Annotated in this window: 17 protein-coding genes; 10 read left to right on the top strand and 7 right to left on the bottom strand. The window is 68.2% G+C overall.

Going from position 1 to position 15219, the window contains the following annotated elements; translation table 11 throughout:
- The first annotated feature begins 299 nt into the window (after positions 1-299).
- From HFV08_RS24490 to HFV08_RS24470, 5 genes are all read left to right on the top strand, one after another.
- Entirely contained in the window at positions 300-566 is a 267-nt protein-coding gene (locus HFV08_RS24490) for a WXG100 family type VII secretion target (protein WP_040249676.1), read from the top strand.
- A gap of 105 nt (positions 567-671) precedes the next feature.
- Positions 672-1001: a hypothetical protein gene (locus HFV08_RS24485; protein WP_168542511.1), complete on the top strand. Its 330-nt coding sequence runs from the start codon at positions 672-674 to the stop codon at positions 999-1001.
- Positions 998-2338: a hypothetical protein gene (locus HFV08_RS24480; protein ID WP_168542508.1), complete on the top strand. Its 1341-nt coding sequence runs from the start codon at positions 998-1000 to the stop codon at positions 2336-2338. The genes HFV08_RS24485 and HFV08_RS24480 overlap by 4 nt, the downstream gene beginning before the upstream one ends.
- 13 nt (positions 2339-2351) lie before the next feature.
- Positions 2352-2993, top strand: a complete 642-nt coding sequence (locus HFV08_RS24475; RefSeq protein WP_168542506.1) for a hypothetical protein — start codon at positions 2352-2354, stop codon at positions 2991-2993.
- Between the two features lie 19 nt (positions 2994-3012).
- A complete protein-coding gene (locus HFV08_RS24470) occupies positions 3013-3606 on the top strand; it encodes a hypothetical protein (protein WP_168542504.1) in 594 nt (197 codons plus the stop codon).
- Between the two features lie 58 nt (positions 3607-3664).
- On the opposite strand, the gene HFV08_RS24465 is transcribed toward HFV08_RS24470, so the two are convergent.
- The 7 genes from HFV08_RS24465 to HFV08_RS24435 all read right to left on the bottom strand — a co-directional run bounded on the left by HFV08_RS24465 (position 3665) and on the right by HFV08_RS24435 (position 9666).
- Complete coding sequence (locus HFV08_RS24465; protein ID WP_168542502.1) at positions 3665-4219, bottom strand: hypothetical protein; 555 nt, start codon at positions 4217-4219, stop codon at positions 3665-3667.
- The gene (locus HFV08_RS24460; RefSeq protein ID WP_246342002.1) at positions 4216-4968 is read right to left on the bottom strand and encodes a hypothetical protein; all 753 of its coding nucleotides are present in this window, start codon (positions 4966-4968) and stop codon (positions 4216-4218) included. Before HFV08_RS24460 ends, HFV08_RS24465 begins: the two co-directional genes overlap by 4 nt.
- Before the next feature lie 101 nt (positions 4969-5069).
- A complete protein-coding gene (locus tag HFV08_RS24455; RefSeq protein WP_040249665.1) occupies positions 5070-6284 on the bottom strand; it encodes a putative T7SS-secreted protein in 1215 nt (404 codons plus the stop codon).
- The gene (locus HFV08_RS24450; RefSeq protein WP_168542500.1) at positions 6281-6592 is read right to left on the bottom strand and encodes a hypothetical protein; all 312 of its coding nucleotides are present in this window, start codon (positions 6590-6592) and stop codon (positions 6281-6283) included. Before HFV08_RS24450 ends, HFV08_RS24455 begins: the two co-directional genes overlap by 4 nt.
- Positions 6593-6821: 229 nt before the next feature.
- Positions 6822-7784 carry a hypothetical protein gene (locus HFV08_RS24445; RefSeq protein ID WP_168542498.1) on the bottom strand — a complete coding sequence of 321 codons (963 nt, stop codon included), beginning with the start codon at positions 7782-7784 and terminating at the stop codon, positions 6822-6824.
- Positions 7785-7990: 206 nt separating this feature from the next.
- Entirely contained in the window at positions 7991-9025 is a 1035-nt protein-coding gene (locus HFV08_RS24440) for a hypothetical protein (protein ID WP_312885811.1), read from the bottom strand.
- Positions 9013-9666 carry a hypothetical protein gene (locus tag HFV08_RS24435; RefSeq protein ID WP_168542496.1) on the bottom strand — a complete coding sequence of 218 codons (654 nt, stop codon included), beginning with the start codon at positions 9664-9666 and terminating at the stop codon, positions 9013-9015. The genes HFV08_RS24440 and HFV08_RS24435 overlap by 13 nt, the downstream gene beginning before the upstream one ends.
- Positions 9667-10267: 601 nt before the next feature.
- Between HFV08_RS24435 and HFV08_RS24430 the strand changes: the two genes are divergently transcribed.
- The 5 genes from HFV08_RS24430 to HFV08_RS24410 are packed head-to-tail and all read left to right on the top strand — an operon-like array spanning position 10268 to position 15104.
- On the top strand, positions 10268-10984 hold the full coding sequence (locus tag HFV08_RS24430) for a hypothetical protein (protein WP_168542494.1): 717 nt from the start codon (positions 10268-10270) through the stop codon (positions 10982-10984).
- 13 nt (positions 10985-10997) lie between these two features.
- Positions 10998-11825: a hypothetical protein gene (locus tag HFV08_RS24425; RefSeq protein ID WP_040249652.1), complete on the top strand. Its 828-nt coding sequence runs from the start codon at positions 10998-11000 to the stop codon at positions 11823-11825.
- The gene (locus HFV08_RS24420; RefSeq protein ID WP_040249649.1) at positions 11822-13132 is read left to right on the top strand and encodes a TadA family conjugal transfer-associated ATPase; all 1311 of its coding nucleotides are present in this window, start codon (positions 11822-11824) and stop codon (positions 13130-13132) included. Before HFV08_RS24425 ends, HFV08_RS24420 begins: the two co-directional genes overlap by 4 nt.
- 5 nt (positions 13133-13137) lie before the next feature.
- Complete coding sequence (locus tag HFV08_RS24415; protein ID WP_168542492.1) at positions 13138-14181, top strand: type II secretion system F family protein; 1044 nt, start codon at positions 13138-13140, stop codon at positions 14179-14181.
- Complete coding sequence (locus tag HFV08_RS24410; RefSeq protein ID WP_168542490.1) at positions 14178-15104, top strand: type II secretion system F family protein; 927 nt, start codon at positions 14178-14180, stop codon at positions 15102-15104. Before HFV08_RS24415 ends, HFV08_RS24410 begins: the two co-directional genes overlap by 4 nt.
- Positions 15105-15219: the final 115 nt, after the last annotated feature.

Raw genomic sequence — 15219 nt, 5'->3', positions numbered from 1 at the left:
ACGCGACCACAGTGAACGTGACGATATCTTCCCCCGGCAATCCCCGGACGGTGGCCCCGAACCCGTTCCGCGCAGCCCCGGCGACGCCCGTTCCTTCCCTGGTGCAAGCTCCTCTGCAACAGCTCGTCAACGCTTTCGGCGGGGGAATGCGTGCCGATCGGCCCCGCACGTAGGGTGAGGCGGCACAGCGCGGTCGCCCGCAGGCACCGCGGAGGACAGGAGCCACGGGGGTTGGCCCTGCGGCGAGTTGATGAGGGAGTGGCTTCATGGCCAAGGACCTTGACGTTACATATCAGGACATGCGTGACGCGGCCAAGCATGTCGTCAAGGAGAAGGACAAACTCAAGGAGAAGCTCGACGGCCTGCGGAAGTACATCGCCAACCTGGTCGAGTCCGGCTACGTCACCAAGAGCTCGTCGAAGGCCTTCGACGAGAACTTCGACGAGATGACCCGCGGTGCCAAGGATGTCCTCGACGGCCTGGACGGCATGGGTGACTACCTCACCAACGCCGCCGACAAGTTCGAATCCATCGACGAGGAGCTGGCCAAGGCCGCGAAGGGCTGAACGCCCCGTTTCCTTCCCGCTTTTCCTGACCGGCCCGGTTCGCCAGGGGTGAGCCGGGCCGCTCTGCTCCTGCCACCATGAGCGCTGAGTAGCCGGGGAGGCGGGATGAGTCACCACACGAAGATCGATGACCTCGAGGTCATCCGCGAGATGGGCGAAGGCCTCGGGCGGATCAAGACCGCCTTCGAGGGCCTGTCCAGACTCAAGGGCAGATACGAGGACGACTTCGGGGAGCATGACCTGGCCTGGCAGTTCGGGGACTTCGTGGGCAACTGGGAGAAGCACCGGGAGGAGTTGACCGAGGAGATCGGGAGCCTCTCGGAGATCGCGAAGGCCGCTGCCAAGACCTACGACGCCTTCGATCGCGCGCTCGCCGACGCGATCCGGGGGTCCGACAAGGCGGCCGGGAAGAAGAAGCAGAGGCGGGGCGAGTGAGTCAACGCCCGCACGACTGGCACCCGTTGGCGGACAGCGATCCGATTCCGGGCGATCCGGAGCGTCTGGAGAAGCTGGGCAAGGACCTGAGGAAGACAGCCGACGAGTTGGAGAAGCAGGTCCGGCATGTGAAGGCCGCCTCCGAGGTCGAGTCCTGGGACAGCGATGCCGGCAAGGAGTTCAGGGAGAAGGCCAAGGGCGCGAGGGGCAAACTCGAAGCCGCCCTGAAGCGGTACCGGACCGCCGCCGACGCGATCGGCGACAGGATCACCGAGTACGGGCCGGACTACGAGTCCAACGCCACCGCCAGGCCGACCGACTACGTGACCGACCTCAACCGGGCGCAGAAGATCGCCGAGGTCGCGCGCCGGGAGGCACAGGAGGCGGACGGACGCCGAGGCGCCGCCGCCAGAGGACTCGATGCCCTCGACTCGGACGCCGAGGCGCGCGACAAGAACAAGCTCGAAGACAGGCGCGACTCCGCCGAGCGCGACCTGGAGGCGGCCCGGGACAAGCTCGACAAGGCGAAGGCGATCCGCGACGACGCCGCGAAGGCGGCCCGGGACGCGATCGACGACGTGATCTCGGGCGACTCCCTGAAGGACGGGTTCTGGGACGCCTTCGACGCTGTGGTCGACTTCGTCGCCGGGGTGATGGACCTCATCGCCGAGTACGCGGGGATCGCCGCACTGGTCGTGGGGTGGATACCCATTGTCGGCCAGGGCCTGGCCGGCATCCTCGGCGCCATCTCGATGCTGGCGACCCTCGTCAACTTCGTCTGCACGGTCATCCAGGTGGCCCGAGGCGACGCGGAGTGGACGGACCTCGCCACGGCTGCGGTCGGCTTCCTGATGATGGGGGTGGGGAAGGCGTTCTCCAAGGTCGCGGGCAAGTATGTGGCTTCGGCGACCAAGCGTCTTTCCAAGGCTGGAAATGCTCGAACAGCGGCAGCCGCCAGGCGGCAGGCGAAAAAAATGAACAAGCTGTCCGGAACAAAATTCAAACTCACTCGCCAAGATGTTTGGGATTCCCTCAGGGAACCTTTTTCGGAACCTTTCACCAAGGCGCCTTATCGTGATGCCTTCAAGGGCGGCTACCGAGATTCGTGGAACACGGTGGTTGCACGTGGGCAAGGAGATGCGGTAAAAGGTTTCATTCGTTCCGTTTCGCTTTCGGATCCCGGAGTCGCGGCGCAGTTGAAGAATGTCGAAGAAAGAGTATTCGACTTCAGTCATGTAGCAGGCGCCAACACTCTCGCTGCTAAAGCGAACTCGATGTCGCTGGCCGGTTCCGGCGTCACGTTGGGTGGCGTCTATCTTGACGAGGCAACGCAGTAAACGGAGGAACACGATGGAGAGTTCGTCTCGCGTCGACGGCTATCGCTTTGACTTCGACCTCGGTAAGGATTGGATTGACCTCACTCTCAGCCAGGGCACCCGGGATGAAGCCGAGGAGCTTGCCAGGTCTGCTGTGAAGAATTTCAATCCGTTGAAGCTTCTGGTGAAGGAGGGGGCGCTGGTGAAATCGATCGCCAAGAGAACCCTGGAAATTCACGAGAACAATCCCGTGTATGTTGCGGCTTGCTATACGTCGGGTGGCGTCTATGTGGCTGAACTCGTGCTGGACATCTATGCAGACGAGGGTATTCCCCATCCGTCGGAAGATGATGTGATCTCCATGTTGCTCGACTGGTCGAACGCCAGCATCTCGGGCGAACCCAGAATTTCCCGTTTGAGCATCTCCGGGCTTTCGGCGGTACGCGTGAGTGCCCTGATCGAGATGAAGCGCGCATTGGGGTTTGGTCGGAGACTTGCGGAGTCTTTGAAGTATGCGGTCTTCTTGCCGGACGGGGAGACAATCGCGGGAATCGACGTCCGCTGGGAGGCGCTTGATATTTCTGAGGAGGTGTCACACTCAGTGGACGACATGGTGCAGAGTATGCGAGTCGTCCTCCTCGACGCGGACGGAGAAGAGCTCGGAACGGGGCTCTGAGGTGAATGGATTTGTACTTGTGAAGAAGGAATGGGACTCCCCACCCTCCGACTACACCCTCATTGTCCCGAACGGCTGGTTCCTCGTCTCCCTCGACCCCGAGGAACGTGACCGGTGCATCCTGGCACTCGCCGAGCAGCAGTTCCGGGGGAACGACAGCGCTCCCGTCCTGAAGGAACGCCTGATGCGGGACCTTCAGAAGCGGGCCAAGGCGGCGTACCGCGCCGGTGGTGTGGAAATGTACCTCTCCACCCTGACCGTCGGCCCCGTGCCTTTGGCCTCGTCCTTGCTGGTGAGCGTCCTGCCCAGCGGCTGGCCCGGCTGCCGTACCGCGAGCGATCTGGCGGGGAAGCTGACGGAGAAGGGGCATGACTGCCGCCTCGTCCCTCTGGAGGCGGCGGGAGACGCGGTGCGCGAGCAGCGCACCAAGGCGCCGCAGCCCGAAGAACAGATGGGGAATACCCTTTCGACCACGACCGTCGTCTACCACGTGCCCATTCCCGCTACGGGAACATGGCTGATGCTCACCTTCTCCACTCCACTGGAACCTCTGGCGCCCACAATGGTGGAGCTGTTCGACACGGTGGCCGGCACGCTCTACTGGTCCGCCTGAGCATCCGTCCGAGGTCTCCCGTAGGCCGAACCCGGGCCGGGAACCTCTTCCTCGGCTGTCACACCCACCGCAGCGAGGAAGCAATCGCCTCGCACAGCTCGCCCATCGGGCTCTCGACTCCGCTCAGTGGTACGGAGAAGGCCAGGACCAAGTAGCCCACCCGGCCCGGCATTTCGACGTAGTAGTCCAAGGTCGAGGCGGTGGCGATCCGTATGGTCTCGCCGGCGGTCAGGCCCTCCACGGTGACCGTGCCGGTGCGCTTCTTCGCGAGTTCCGGGGCCCAGTCCCGAGCGCTGACGTACAGGTCTCCCGGCATGGGCAGCAGCGAGATCAGCAGGGTGGCCGGGGTGGTGCTGTACAGGCCGGCGTCGGCCTTGAGGAAGAACTCCAGAGAGCCGTGCGCGACGCTGCTCTCGGCGGTGTTGCGCAGCGAGGTCCACAGGCCTTGACGGGACTGCGTGGAGAGCTTCTTGCGGGCGGCCTGCTGGTCCACGAACTTCTTGAGCTGGGGCCGCCACCCCTCCTGGGTGAGGTCGACCCGGAACCAGTCGCGGGGGACGAGGAGGCGGTAGTCCTCGGGGGGCGCCGTATCGGGCGGGGGCTGTGCGCTCACCCGGCCATCACCACGGGGCGCCCCACCTCGTCGTAGAGGCGCAGGCTCTTCGCCACTCCGGCGAACATCTGGGAGAAGACCTCCCAGCCCTCGGGTGTCGGGGTGCTCATCTCCAGTACGACAGCGGTGCCGTTCGACAGCGGGACCTGCACCTGGATGAAGGAGGTCCAGAAGGGCTCGTCCACGCCCGAGGGGGTGATCGACTTGTCGACCACGGCCTGCCGGGTGCCGACGCAGGAGACCGCGGGACCGCAGGGGAGCCGGAACTCCTGGACCTCGCCGAGTTCGAGGGCCCGCAGGGCGGCGGCGATCGCCGCCGCCGGGCGGTCGAGCGCGTCGTCGACGAGATCGATCAACGAGACGTTGACGTGTGCGGTGCACCGGGTCTCGTCGACCTCCGTCATGACGAAGGCCGAGTACTGGACCCCGGCTTCGTAGAGCATGTCGTAGCTGGCCATGCACATGATGGCCCACTCCAGCTGCATGTCCGCGCTGCCCTCGGGAAGCACCCGCCGGGAGAGGTCCATCATCTGATCGGCGAGCTCTTCGATCGTGTCGGCTTCCATGGGGAGTTCGAAGAAGCCCTCCGGCATCACCCAGCGGACGCGGATCAGTTCGTCCTCCTCGCCGGGGCCCGCCTGCGGTGTCGTGCCCTTGGCGGCGACCAGGCCTCCGGCGGCGAGCGCGGCATCGAGCTCGGGCGGGGAGGAGGGTGAGGGCACGCCGGTCTCCGGGCGCAGGGCGCTCATGGTGTGCTCTCCTTTCAGGAGAAGTGCTGGTCCGCTGGGCTGTGCCGGTCATGCGGCGCGGCGGCCGGTCCGGCAGTACGCTTCCTCGCCGTCCCGGCCGACTAGCCGGTCGCCACCGCGGTGTGGAAGGGAGAGGGAGAGGGGGTCGGCGCGGGGCCGGGGGACGGCTTCGGCGTGGGGCCCTTGTAACTGTCGCCCGGGTCGCCGGTCGAGGCTCCGTTGTGCCCGGTGAACACCTTGTGCAGGGCGCTGCCGAAGCCCGCGCCCTTGATGGCGGCGGTGATCTTCTTCCCCTCGATGAGGGGCTTGCCCGCCTTGCCGAGCATCCAGTTGACGCCCTTCACGGCGATACCGTTGAAGAACTTGTCGCTCACACCGCTCTTGACCCCGCGGGCGAAGCGGCCCGCGCGCCCCACCAGCGACAGGCCCTTGAGCCCCCGCAGCGCACCGAAGCCCTTGATCACGCCCAGACCGGGGACCACGCCGAGGACGTCGAGCCCGAGCTTGAGCAGGTTGAGCTTGCCGCCGCGGGCGAACATGTCGTACGCGTGGCCGGCCAGGGCCGCGGCGCTGCTGATCACCGCCAGCGCCGCGAAGACCGGCGCGAGCACCTGCAAGGGCGGTACGAAGGCGCAGATGACCGCCAGTACCGAGAAGACCGCCGAGAGGTTGGCGAAGGCGTCCGCCCAGTCGGCGAGGAAGTTGAAGAAGCCGCCGGGATCGCGGACACCGTCGTGGTGGATGATGTTCTTGATCTTCTTGGCCGCGGAGTTGGCGGCGTCGTCGCGGATCTGCTTCGCCCGGGCTATCTCCCCGTGGGCGTCCCGGATGTCGCTCCATGCCTCGTCGCGCTGCTTCTCCATCTTGGCGCGGTCGCTCGCGTCCTCCTTGGAGGCGGGCACCTTTCCCTGATGGGGTTCGAGGCCCTTGATCGCCGACTTGTGGCTGCCCTCCGCCTCGCGGAAGTCGCGCAGCGCCTTGTCGGCGACCTTCTGCGCCCGGTGCAGCTCGCTGGCGTACTCACCCGTCTCCGAGTCGCCCTCGTTGACCTTGGTGCCGAGCGCGAGGGCTGCCTCGTCGTACCGGTCGTAGGCGCGCTTGAGCCGCGCCGAGGTGTCGCCCGCGATGTCGTGGAAGGCCCGACCGGCGTCGCTGTCCCAACCCTCCACCGAGGCAAGGGCCTTGATGTTGCGGGACTGCTTGTCGATCTCGTCCGCCATGGTGCGCAGCTTCTTGCCGAGCCGGGCCACCTCGTAGGGGTCACCGGGTGTGGGGTCGCCGTCGTGCAGCGGTTCCCAGTCCTTGGGCCGGCTCATTTCTTCCCCTTGGCACTCTTCCGGGCGTCTCGCAGCGCCTCGGCAAGCTTGTGATCGATCTCGTCGTAGGTCTCGGCTGCCTTCTCGGTGTACTTGGCCAGCTTGTCGATGTCCTTCATGAGCTTCTTGCGGGTCTTCTTCCAGGTGCCCGAGAAGTCGTCGAAGACGTCGCGCAGTTTGTCGTGCCCGAGTTCTTCGCCGTATCCGTCGGCCGGGTTCCCGTTCTCCTTGAACTCGTTGTGGATCCGCGACAACGAGTCCGAGCAGTCCCGGATCATGTCGAGATCGGCACGCGTGCGCTCGCTCATGACTCCCCCATACAGAAAGCAGTGCTCACCAGAAGGCCGACGGCCGGGCCTCGGCAGGAGACGAACCTAGTACGCGGCGAGGTGCTCCTTCAGCGGTGCCCCCGACTTGTCGACGGGTTGAGACATGGCACGGCCGAAATGCCCCAATTGCTGTACTCGAAAGGCCGGTTGACGGACCACGGGTCGAGTCCGGGGCGGATGGCGGCTGTCTCCGTGCGTGAAGACGGATTCAGCTGGATTTCCCTTCTCGGTCCATCCGTCCGGATTCCCTCTCCTCGTCCAGTACTTCCTCCAGGCGCCGGGAGAGCGGCGGTACGCGGACCCCCGCCTGCTGGGCGGCCAGTACCGCGCGGGCGTAGGCCAGCGCGTCCTCGCGGAGCCGCGCCTTCTCCTGCCCGTCCCGGTAGGCGGCGATCCAGAGGACCACGGTGAACGCGAGCAGTGCGGCGCCGCCGATGTACCCGGCGGGCTCGTCCTGGCTGAACGCCCAGCCCGCCGCGATGCCGCCGGCCAGCAGAGTCAGACACCCCAACTGCCCTTGCCAGCCACCCTTGTTCTCGGACTCCTCGTATTCGACGACGGCCGCCGATTTCACCGGCGCGGTCTGAGGCGGGCGCAACTCCTGCTGATCGGAGGAGGGTTGTGTGCCGGGCGCTTCGGATGCGCCTCCCACATAGGGGAGTTGAGGCACCGGAGCGAGGGCGGGCCTCTCCTTCGAGCGCCCCACCAGCCAGTCCGGGACCGGTGAGACCGGCAGCCCGTGGGCCCCCGCCACGGCCAGGACCTCGCGATATCCCACGAGTACGGGGTGCGCCAGCTCCCGCTTCCACCGCCCCCGCGCGAGGACGAGCAGGACGACCCCGAGGAGCAGGAGGACCGCACCGGGCGCGGCGCCGGCCGCCACCGGGATCTCCGTGGTCTCCGCGGTGTCGGAGGTCGAACGCTTCGACAGCAGAGCCGGACCGGCGAAGAGCAGCACCACGCCGAGGAGGAGAAGCAGACCGCCGGACCACATGAGCAGCCCGCGCTCCGCCGTTCGCAACGCCCCTCGCCGCTGGGCGAGTTGGGCCCGGGTCTGCTCGTCGTCGGTGAAGTCGGCGCCGCAGCCCTGCCCGATTCTGACGACCTCTGCGGCAACGCGCGGGTCGGACCGCAGAACATCCGAGCTGACCGGCAGGGCTTCCTCGCTCATGTCCCCTCACTCCATCGGGTTGATGCCCCGCCATGTGCAGGCAGACTGCGGAGGCGGAGCCCACTGTAGGCGGCAGTGCGCGGCGCCGTTCGGAAGGTCGGCCAACTGCCTGTATCGCGAAAGTCGAGAGTTTTCACCGTTCTGAATCGGAAGGTCGCGAACTGTCGGCCTTGCGGATTCTCGTGCGGGGCACCGGGGTGGGGCCGTCAGCGGTTGACCGACTGCACCTCTTCGACGACCACTTGCTGCTCGTTGCCGAAACTGCCGTCGGGGAGCTTGTTCGGGCCGGGTTCGCCGGTTCCCTGCCAGCTCACTTCCCACGTCACGGTCGCCCTGAGGTCGTACGAGCCCTTGCGGAGATAGGCGACACCGCACGGCGGGTCCTGTTCTGCCTTGCCCTTGGCGTAGGGCTCCCCGATGGAACCGTCGCCCTTGATACGGCAGATTCCCGAGCCGGGGAAGGTCCTGGCCTCGCCGGTGCCGGGTTCGAGCTTGAGGGCTACGGGGCGGGCGGTGGTGGTGGCTTGGATGTTGACGCCCTGGGCGTTCAGTGCGGCGGAGACGGACACCTTCTTGAACTTCGCCTTGTCGAGCCAGGCCCATGCCGGGAGATTCACCTTGGAGGCGCCGGCGGGCGCGAGGGTGACCTTGGTGTCCGGCAGCTTGATCTTGTTGTAGGCGAGCTGGGCCAGGACCTCGGGCGAGACGGCGTGGGGATCGTTCACCGGGTCACCGTTCTCGACCCAGAAAGGCTGCCGGTCGCACTTCTGGGCGGCGTCCTCCAGCCAGCGGTCCGGGTCCCGTTTCGCCACCCACCAACTGCCTTCGTCGCCCTTGCCCTTGTTGTAGTTCTTGTACTTTCCGTCCTTGTAGATGTCGCGGAACTCACCCACCGAGCGCTTCGCGTAGTTCGGTTGCCGGGGGTCGTCGGCCACCATGTGGAAACCGCGCTCGGTGTCCTTGGCGAATTCATCGGCGGAATAGGGCTCGTACCAGCAGGCGGGCGGGGTCCAGTTGCCCACGGGCTGCATGCTTCCGTTGCCCTCGCCGCCGCCCCCGCCGGTCTGCCCACGAAACGTGATGCGGGAAACAAGGGTGTGGTCGGACTTCTCCCCCTGCGGCGTTGCCGACTGCGAGGGTCCGCCGTGCTTCTTCGTGGCGTGCGCGGTCAGCGGCAGGGAAGTGAACCCCACCGCGAGCGCAGCGCAGACGAGCAGGCGTCGGGCTGTTACGGCGTGCACGTCTTGTTCCCCCGTTCAGAGGCGAGCTGTGTGGTCTGCCAGATCCCGGCTTCGTTCTTGACCAACTGGGCCTTGTAGTAGACGTAGGAGTCGTCGCTGGGCGTGGACTTGTCCAGCTTCTCCGTCTTGCGGTCCTTGTCGAACACCTTCGTCTCGTCCGAGCAGTAGGAGACGCTCGCTTTGGTGCCGCCGTTCTTTGTGACGGAGGGCAGGAAGTAGCGGGTGGTTCCGGTGAACGTGTAGTTGTCGCCGGTATAGCCCGTGATCCACTTCGCCGCGTCCAGCAGGGCTTTTCCTTCGTAGTAGAAGGGGACGGCGGGGGACTCCGGGTCGTTGTTCGTAATGGCGGCGTCGGTGGCGTTGATGCGCTCTCTGGTGTCGTTCAGTACGGCGTCGGAAACCGCGTCCGTGTCTTTCCAGTTCTGGAAGACGTTCTTGACGTCACCGGGGAGCGAAACCGAAGGGCGCTCCGTGCCCTTCGAAGCAGAGGCACTCGGGGAGGCCGACTTCCCGTCCCCCGTCTCAGCCCCCGCGATCGGATCCTTCTCCTTGGGCGACTCGTCATCGCTGCCGCAGGCGCTCAGCAGCAGTGCTGCGGCCGAGGCGAAGGCGGCGACGGCGGGCAGGGTGCGGCGCTTCACAGTGGTCTCCCGGTGGGGCGAGTGAGGTTCGACCAGAGGACGCTAACCGGCGGTCCCGGGTCGATGCCACTGAGTGTGTTCTCTTCCGCACCACCCGCACACGGAGTTCAACTCCCGGCGTGTACCGGGAGTTGTGGGGATGTTCCGGACAGCGGCGGAGGTCAGGGTGGTTCCGCCCTCCCTGGTCGGGCCCCGCGTCGCCCGGCCCCTCGCCCCTTCGTTCCCGTTGTGCTTCGCACCCGTGTATCCGCAGGTCCCGCCGGGTCCCGTCGACCGCCGTGGCGGTCGACGGGGCGGGTCGCGGTGGCCCGATGCGGCCGGTCGGGAACCAACGGGCCGCCGGGAGCGTGGACAAGCAGGGAACGGAAGGCGGAACGCGGGGTCCGCAAGGGGTTTCCGGGGTTGTCCACAGCCGTCCGGATGCGCCTTGAGGGCCTTATGTGCTGCTGATACGGTGCGGAGACTTGACATACGCGGCGGGTCGCGGGACCGGACCGGCAGACGCGAAGTGCGGGGAATGCCCGGCCTGTTCCGCCTGTGTGCTGTGCGTGTGAAGTGTATGAGTCGACCGAAATCATCTTGGGTGTGCGGGGAGCTTTGCGTGAAGATCCAGGAGCGTGCGGGGGCGGGTAACCACCGCTCCAGCGCACCGGCCCAACCGGCCATGGGGGAGCGTCTTCCCTCGGCGCCTCGCGAGCGCAAACCGGCACTCGCCGCTCTCGCCGTGCTGCTCATCCTCGTCGGCGCGCTCGGCGCCACCATGCTGGTCCTCCAGGCGGGGGACCGGATCGAGGTCGTCAAGATCACCCAGGACATCCCGCAGGGCGGCTCCGTCAACAGCGGCAACTCGGCCCATGTGATGGTCGCCGAGGACAGCGGCATCCACTACGTGAAGTGGAACCAGCGCGGCCAGCTGGCGAAGCTCAAGGCGAAGAGCGGCATCCCGGCCGGTGCCCTGGCCGTGGGGGAGATGTTCACCAAGGAGAGCGGTCTGGACGACGACGAGGCATCCGTCGGCCTTTCGCTCAAGGAGGGCCAGTACCCGGCCCAGTTGAAGGACGGGGACATCGTCGCCGCCTACCGCGTCGGCAGCGACACGGGGAGCAACGAAAAGGACGACGATGCCGGTGCCCCCAGCGGCAGCACCCCGCTCGTCGCCCAGGCCCGTGTGGACAGCCTGCGCAAGAAGGAAGACGGCCAGATCTCCAGCGGCAACCAGACGCTGAACCTCATCGTCGGCACCGACGAGGCCGCCGCCCTGGCGTCGGCGGCGTCCGACGGCAAGGTCGCGCTCGTGCGCGTCCCCGGAAAGAACTGAGGCGCGGGCACCCATGGCGCTCATCGCTCTCGCCGCGGACAAGGGTTCGCCCGGCGTCACCACCGCGGCTGTCGCCCTCGCCGCCGTCTGGCCCCGGCGGGTCCTGCTCGCCGAGACCGACCCGGCGGGCGGCGACCTGGTCTACCGCAGCGCCGCCGCGCACGGCGGACCGCTGAACCCGAACACCGGGATGCTGTCCATCGCGGCGACCGCGCGCCGCGGCCTCGTACCGGATCAACTCTGGGACCACACACAGCCGTTGAGCGGCGGCCTCGAAGTGCTGGTCGGGCTCGGCATCTCCGAGCAGGCGGCCGGTCTCGCCGGTCTGTGGCCCACCCTCGGACGGGCCTTCGCCTCGCTCGCCGATTCGCCGCACCAGCCCGCCGACGTCATCGCCGACTGCGGACGCATCAGCGGCGACACCCCGGCCATCGAGCTGTTCCCGCAGGCCGCGCTGCTGCTGCTCGTCTCGCGTACCGAGCCGGAGGCGCTCGCCCGGGTGCGGGACCGCGCCGCGGCCCTGTCCATGAAGCTGCACGGCGGGCCGCGCGGCGCCGCCTCGCTCGCCACCCCGCTGATCGGCGTCATCCTGATCTGCGACACCGGCGACGCCCCCAAGACCGTGCACCAGGTCAACGACATGCTGATGGCCGCGCAGACCGGCGCCCGGGTCTTCGGCACCCTCGCCGACGACCCTGCAGGCGCCGCCCAGTTGGCGGGCCGCCGCCGCGGGCGCCTCGACAAGTCGCTGCTCATCCGCTCGGCGCGCAAGGTGACCGCCGACCTCTACCAGCAGTACGGCGCCGGCTGGCAGACGCCCGCCGCGGGGGCCGGGCGATGAGTTCCGCCGTCGACCACCAGCTGGTCAAGCGGTTCCGGCAGGACGCCGGTGACCGCATCGCCGAGCAGCGCCGCCTGGACCAGGTGTCCGGGGTCACGCCGATGTCCAGCGAGGACGAGCGGCAGTACGCCCGGGCGGTGATCGCGCAGATCCTGGAGGAGTACGCGCGCACCGAGATCAACGCCGGGCGCACCCCGCTGGACGCGGAGACCGAGGAGCAGTACGCGGCCGCCGTGCACGCCGCGCTGTTCGGGGTCGGGCGGCTGCAGCCGCTGCTGGACGACCCCGAGGTCGAGAACATCGACATCAACGGCTACGACCAGGTCTTCGTCGGCTACGCGGACGGCCGCGAGGTCAAGGGCGACGCGGTCGCCGAGACCGACGAGGAACTCATCGAGCTGATCCAGATACTCGGTGCCTACTCGGGCCTGTCCTCGCGTCCCTTCGACTCCGCCAACCCGCAGCTGGACCTGCGGCTGCCGGACGGCTCCCGGCTCTCCGCCGTGATGGACGTGACCCGCAGGCCGGCGCTCTCCATCCGCCGCGCCCGGATGGGCAAGGTCTTCATGTCCGACCTGGTGGGCAACGGCACGCTCACCCCCGAGGTGGCGCACTTCCTGGCCTGTGCGGTCCGGGCCCGTAAGAACATCATGATCGCCGGGGCCACCAACGCGGGCAAGACGACGCTGCTGCGCGCGCTGGCCAACGAGATCCCGCCGCAGGAGCGCCTGATCACCGTAGAGCGCGCCCTCGAACTCGGTCTCGACACCTTCGCCGACCTGCACCCGAACGTCGTCGCCTTCGAGGAGCGGCTGCCCAACTCCGAGGGCCAGGGCACCATTTCGATGGCGGAGCTGGTGCGGCGTTCGCTGCGTATGAACCCCTCGCGGGTCATCGTCGGCGAGGTGCTCGGCGACGAGATCGTCACCATGCTGAACGCGATGTCGCAGGGCAACGACGGCTCGCTGTCCACGATCCACGCCAACAGCTCCAGCGAGGTCTTCAACCGCATCTCGACCTACGCGCTCCAGGCGAACGAGCGGCTGCCCATCGAGGCCAGCCAGATGCTGGTGGCCGGCGCGGTCAACTTCGTCGTCTTCATCCAGCGGCGCAACAACTACCACAGCGGCGGCCGCCTCCAGCGCATGGTGACCTCGGTGCGCGAGGTCAACGGCGTCGACGGCCGCGTACTGTCCAGCGAGATCTTCGCCGAGGCGCCGAACGGCCAGGTCGTCCCGCACGCGCCCATAGCCTGCCTGGAGGACCTGGCCGCCTTCGGCTACCGGCCCACGGGGAGTTGGGGGTGAACCGGATGACACAGGACTCGGACCCGGTGCGGATCGCGGTGGGCAGCCTCGACTCCATGGGTTCCACGGGCGGCCTCTTCTCCACCACCGTGCTCTTCTCGCTGATCTGCGGGGTCGCGGCGGGCGGCGGGCTCGCGCTGCTCGTGCTCGCGCTGCGCGGACTGCCCGCGAAGCCCGCGCACGAGAAGCACAAGGCCTCCGAACGCGCCTCCGAACTGGTGCGCTTCGCGGGGCAGCGCGGCTCGATCGCCGTCGGCGCGGGGCTCGTGGTGCTGCTGCTCACCCGCTGGGCGGTCGCCGGTATCGCGGCCGGCATCCTCGTCTTCTTCTGGGACAAGCTGTTCGGCGGCGCCGCCGAGGAGCGGGCCGCGATGCGCCGGGTCGAGGCCCTTGCCGCCTGGACGGAGTCGCTGCGCGACACCATCGCCGGCGCGGTCGGCCTCGAACAGGCCATCCCCGCCTCCGCGCGCGCCGCGGCCCCCGTGCTCCGCCCGCACCTGGACGCCCTGGTCGACCGCCTGCGGTCGCGCACCCCGCTGCCGGACGCGCTGCAGATCCTCGCCGACGAGATCGACGACGCCTCCGCCGACATCATCGTCGCCGCCCTCATCCTCAACGCCCGGCTGCGCGGCCCCGGCCTGCGCCAGGTCCTCGGCGCGCTCGCCAAATCGGCCCGCGAGGAGGTCGACATGCGCCAGCGCGTGATGGCCCAGCGCTCCTCGACCCGGCGCTCGGTGCAGATCGTCGTCGCCGTCTCGCTCGCCTTCGTGCTCGGCCTGTCCGTCTTCAACCGCGAGTTCGTCAAGCCGTACGGGACGCCGGTCGGGCAGCTCGTACTGGCCTGCGTCTGCGGCCTCTTCGCGCTCGGCTTCTGGTGGCTGCGCAAGCTGTCCACCATCGAGACCCCGGAGCGCTTCCTGGTGCACGACGAGCCGGGAGTGCAGTTCGTCCGGCCGCGGGCGGGCGCGCCCGGCCCCGGTCAGCCGGGCGCCGCCGAGGGCCCGGCGCAGCAGACTCTGCCCAGCCACGAGGAAGGGGTCCGCCGGTGAACCTCACCCTGCCGGTGGTCATCGGTGCCGTCCTCGGGCTCGGCATCTTCGTCCTGGTCCGCGCGCTGATGCCGTCCCGGCGCAGCGCCGTGGCCACCGTCGCCCGGATCGACGCGATGCGGGCCCGCGGCGCCGCCTACGAGTCCTCGCACCGCACCCAGGAGCAGGACACCGGGCGGCTCGCCGGAGTGCGCTCGGGTGTCGGGCGCCGAGTCGCCGACTTCTACCTCCAGCAGGGCTGGGAGCAGCGCTCGCTGCGCGCCGATCTCGCGGTCCTGGACCGCAGTTGGGAGAAGTTCCTCGCGACGAAGGTGCTGCTCGCCGTCGCCGGGCTGTTCTTCGGCCCGTTCCTCTTCGCGATCGTCTGGACCCTGGGCTTCGGCAGCAGCCCGATCATCCCGGTCTGGATGGCCCTGCTGTGCGCCGCGCTCTTCTTCTTCCTGCCGGACCTGGAGGTGCGCAGGGACGCCGCCGACAAGCGCCGGGATCTGCGCCGGGTCATCGGTGCCTATCTCGACCTGGTCTCCATGAGCCTGGCGGGCGGGCGCGGTCTGCCCGAGGCGCTGATGGCGGCCGCCGAGATCTCCGACGGCTGGGCCACCCAGCGCATCCGCAACGCGCTCGCCGACGCCCGGATCACCGGCATCAGCCAGTGGCAGGCGCTGGGTTCGCTCGGCGAGCGGCTCGGGGTGGAGGAACTCAAGGACCTCTCCGCCTCGTTGGCGCTGGTCGCCGACGACGGCGCGAAGGTCCGCGAGTCGCTCGCCTCCCGCGCGGAGACGATGCGGCACCGCGAACTCGCCGAGATCGAGGGCAGCGCGGGCGAGAAGTCGCAGTCCATGCTCGTGGCGCAGCTGCTGCTGTGCGCGGGTTTCCTCGTCTTCCTGATCTTCCCGGCGGCGATGCGTGTGTTCCAGGTCTGATACGTGTGCCCGCCACCGCAACCACGTCGTGCACCCTGGACGTGGCATCCCCCGGAACCCCGCGGAGCGGGCGACCGGCCGCAAGTCCCCTGACAGCAGAGGCCGTTGAGAGCAA

The organism is Streptomyces physcomitrii (assembly GCF_012273655.1).
GTDB lineage: Bacteria > Actinomycetota > Actinomycetes > Streptomycetales > Streptomycetaceae > Streptomyces > Streptomyces physcomitrii.
The sequence above is the reverse complement of the archived record's forward strand: the minus strand, read 5'-3'. Positions and strand labels throughout refer to the sequence as shown.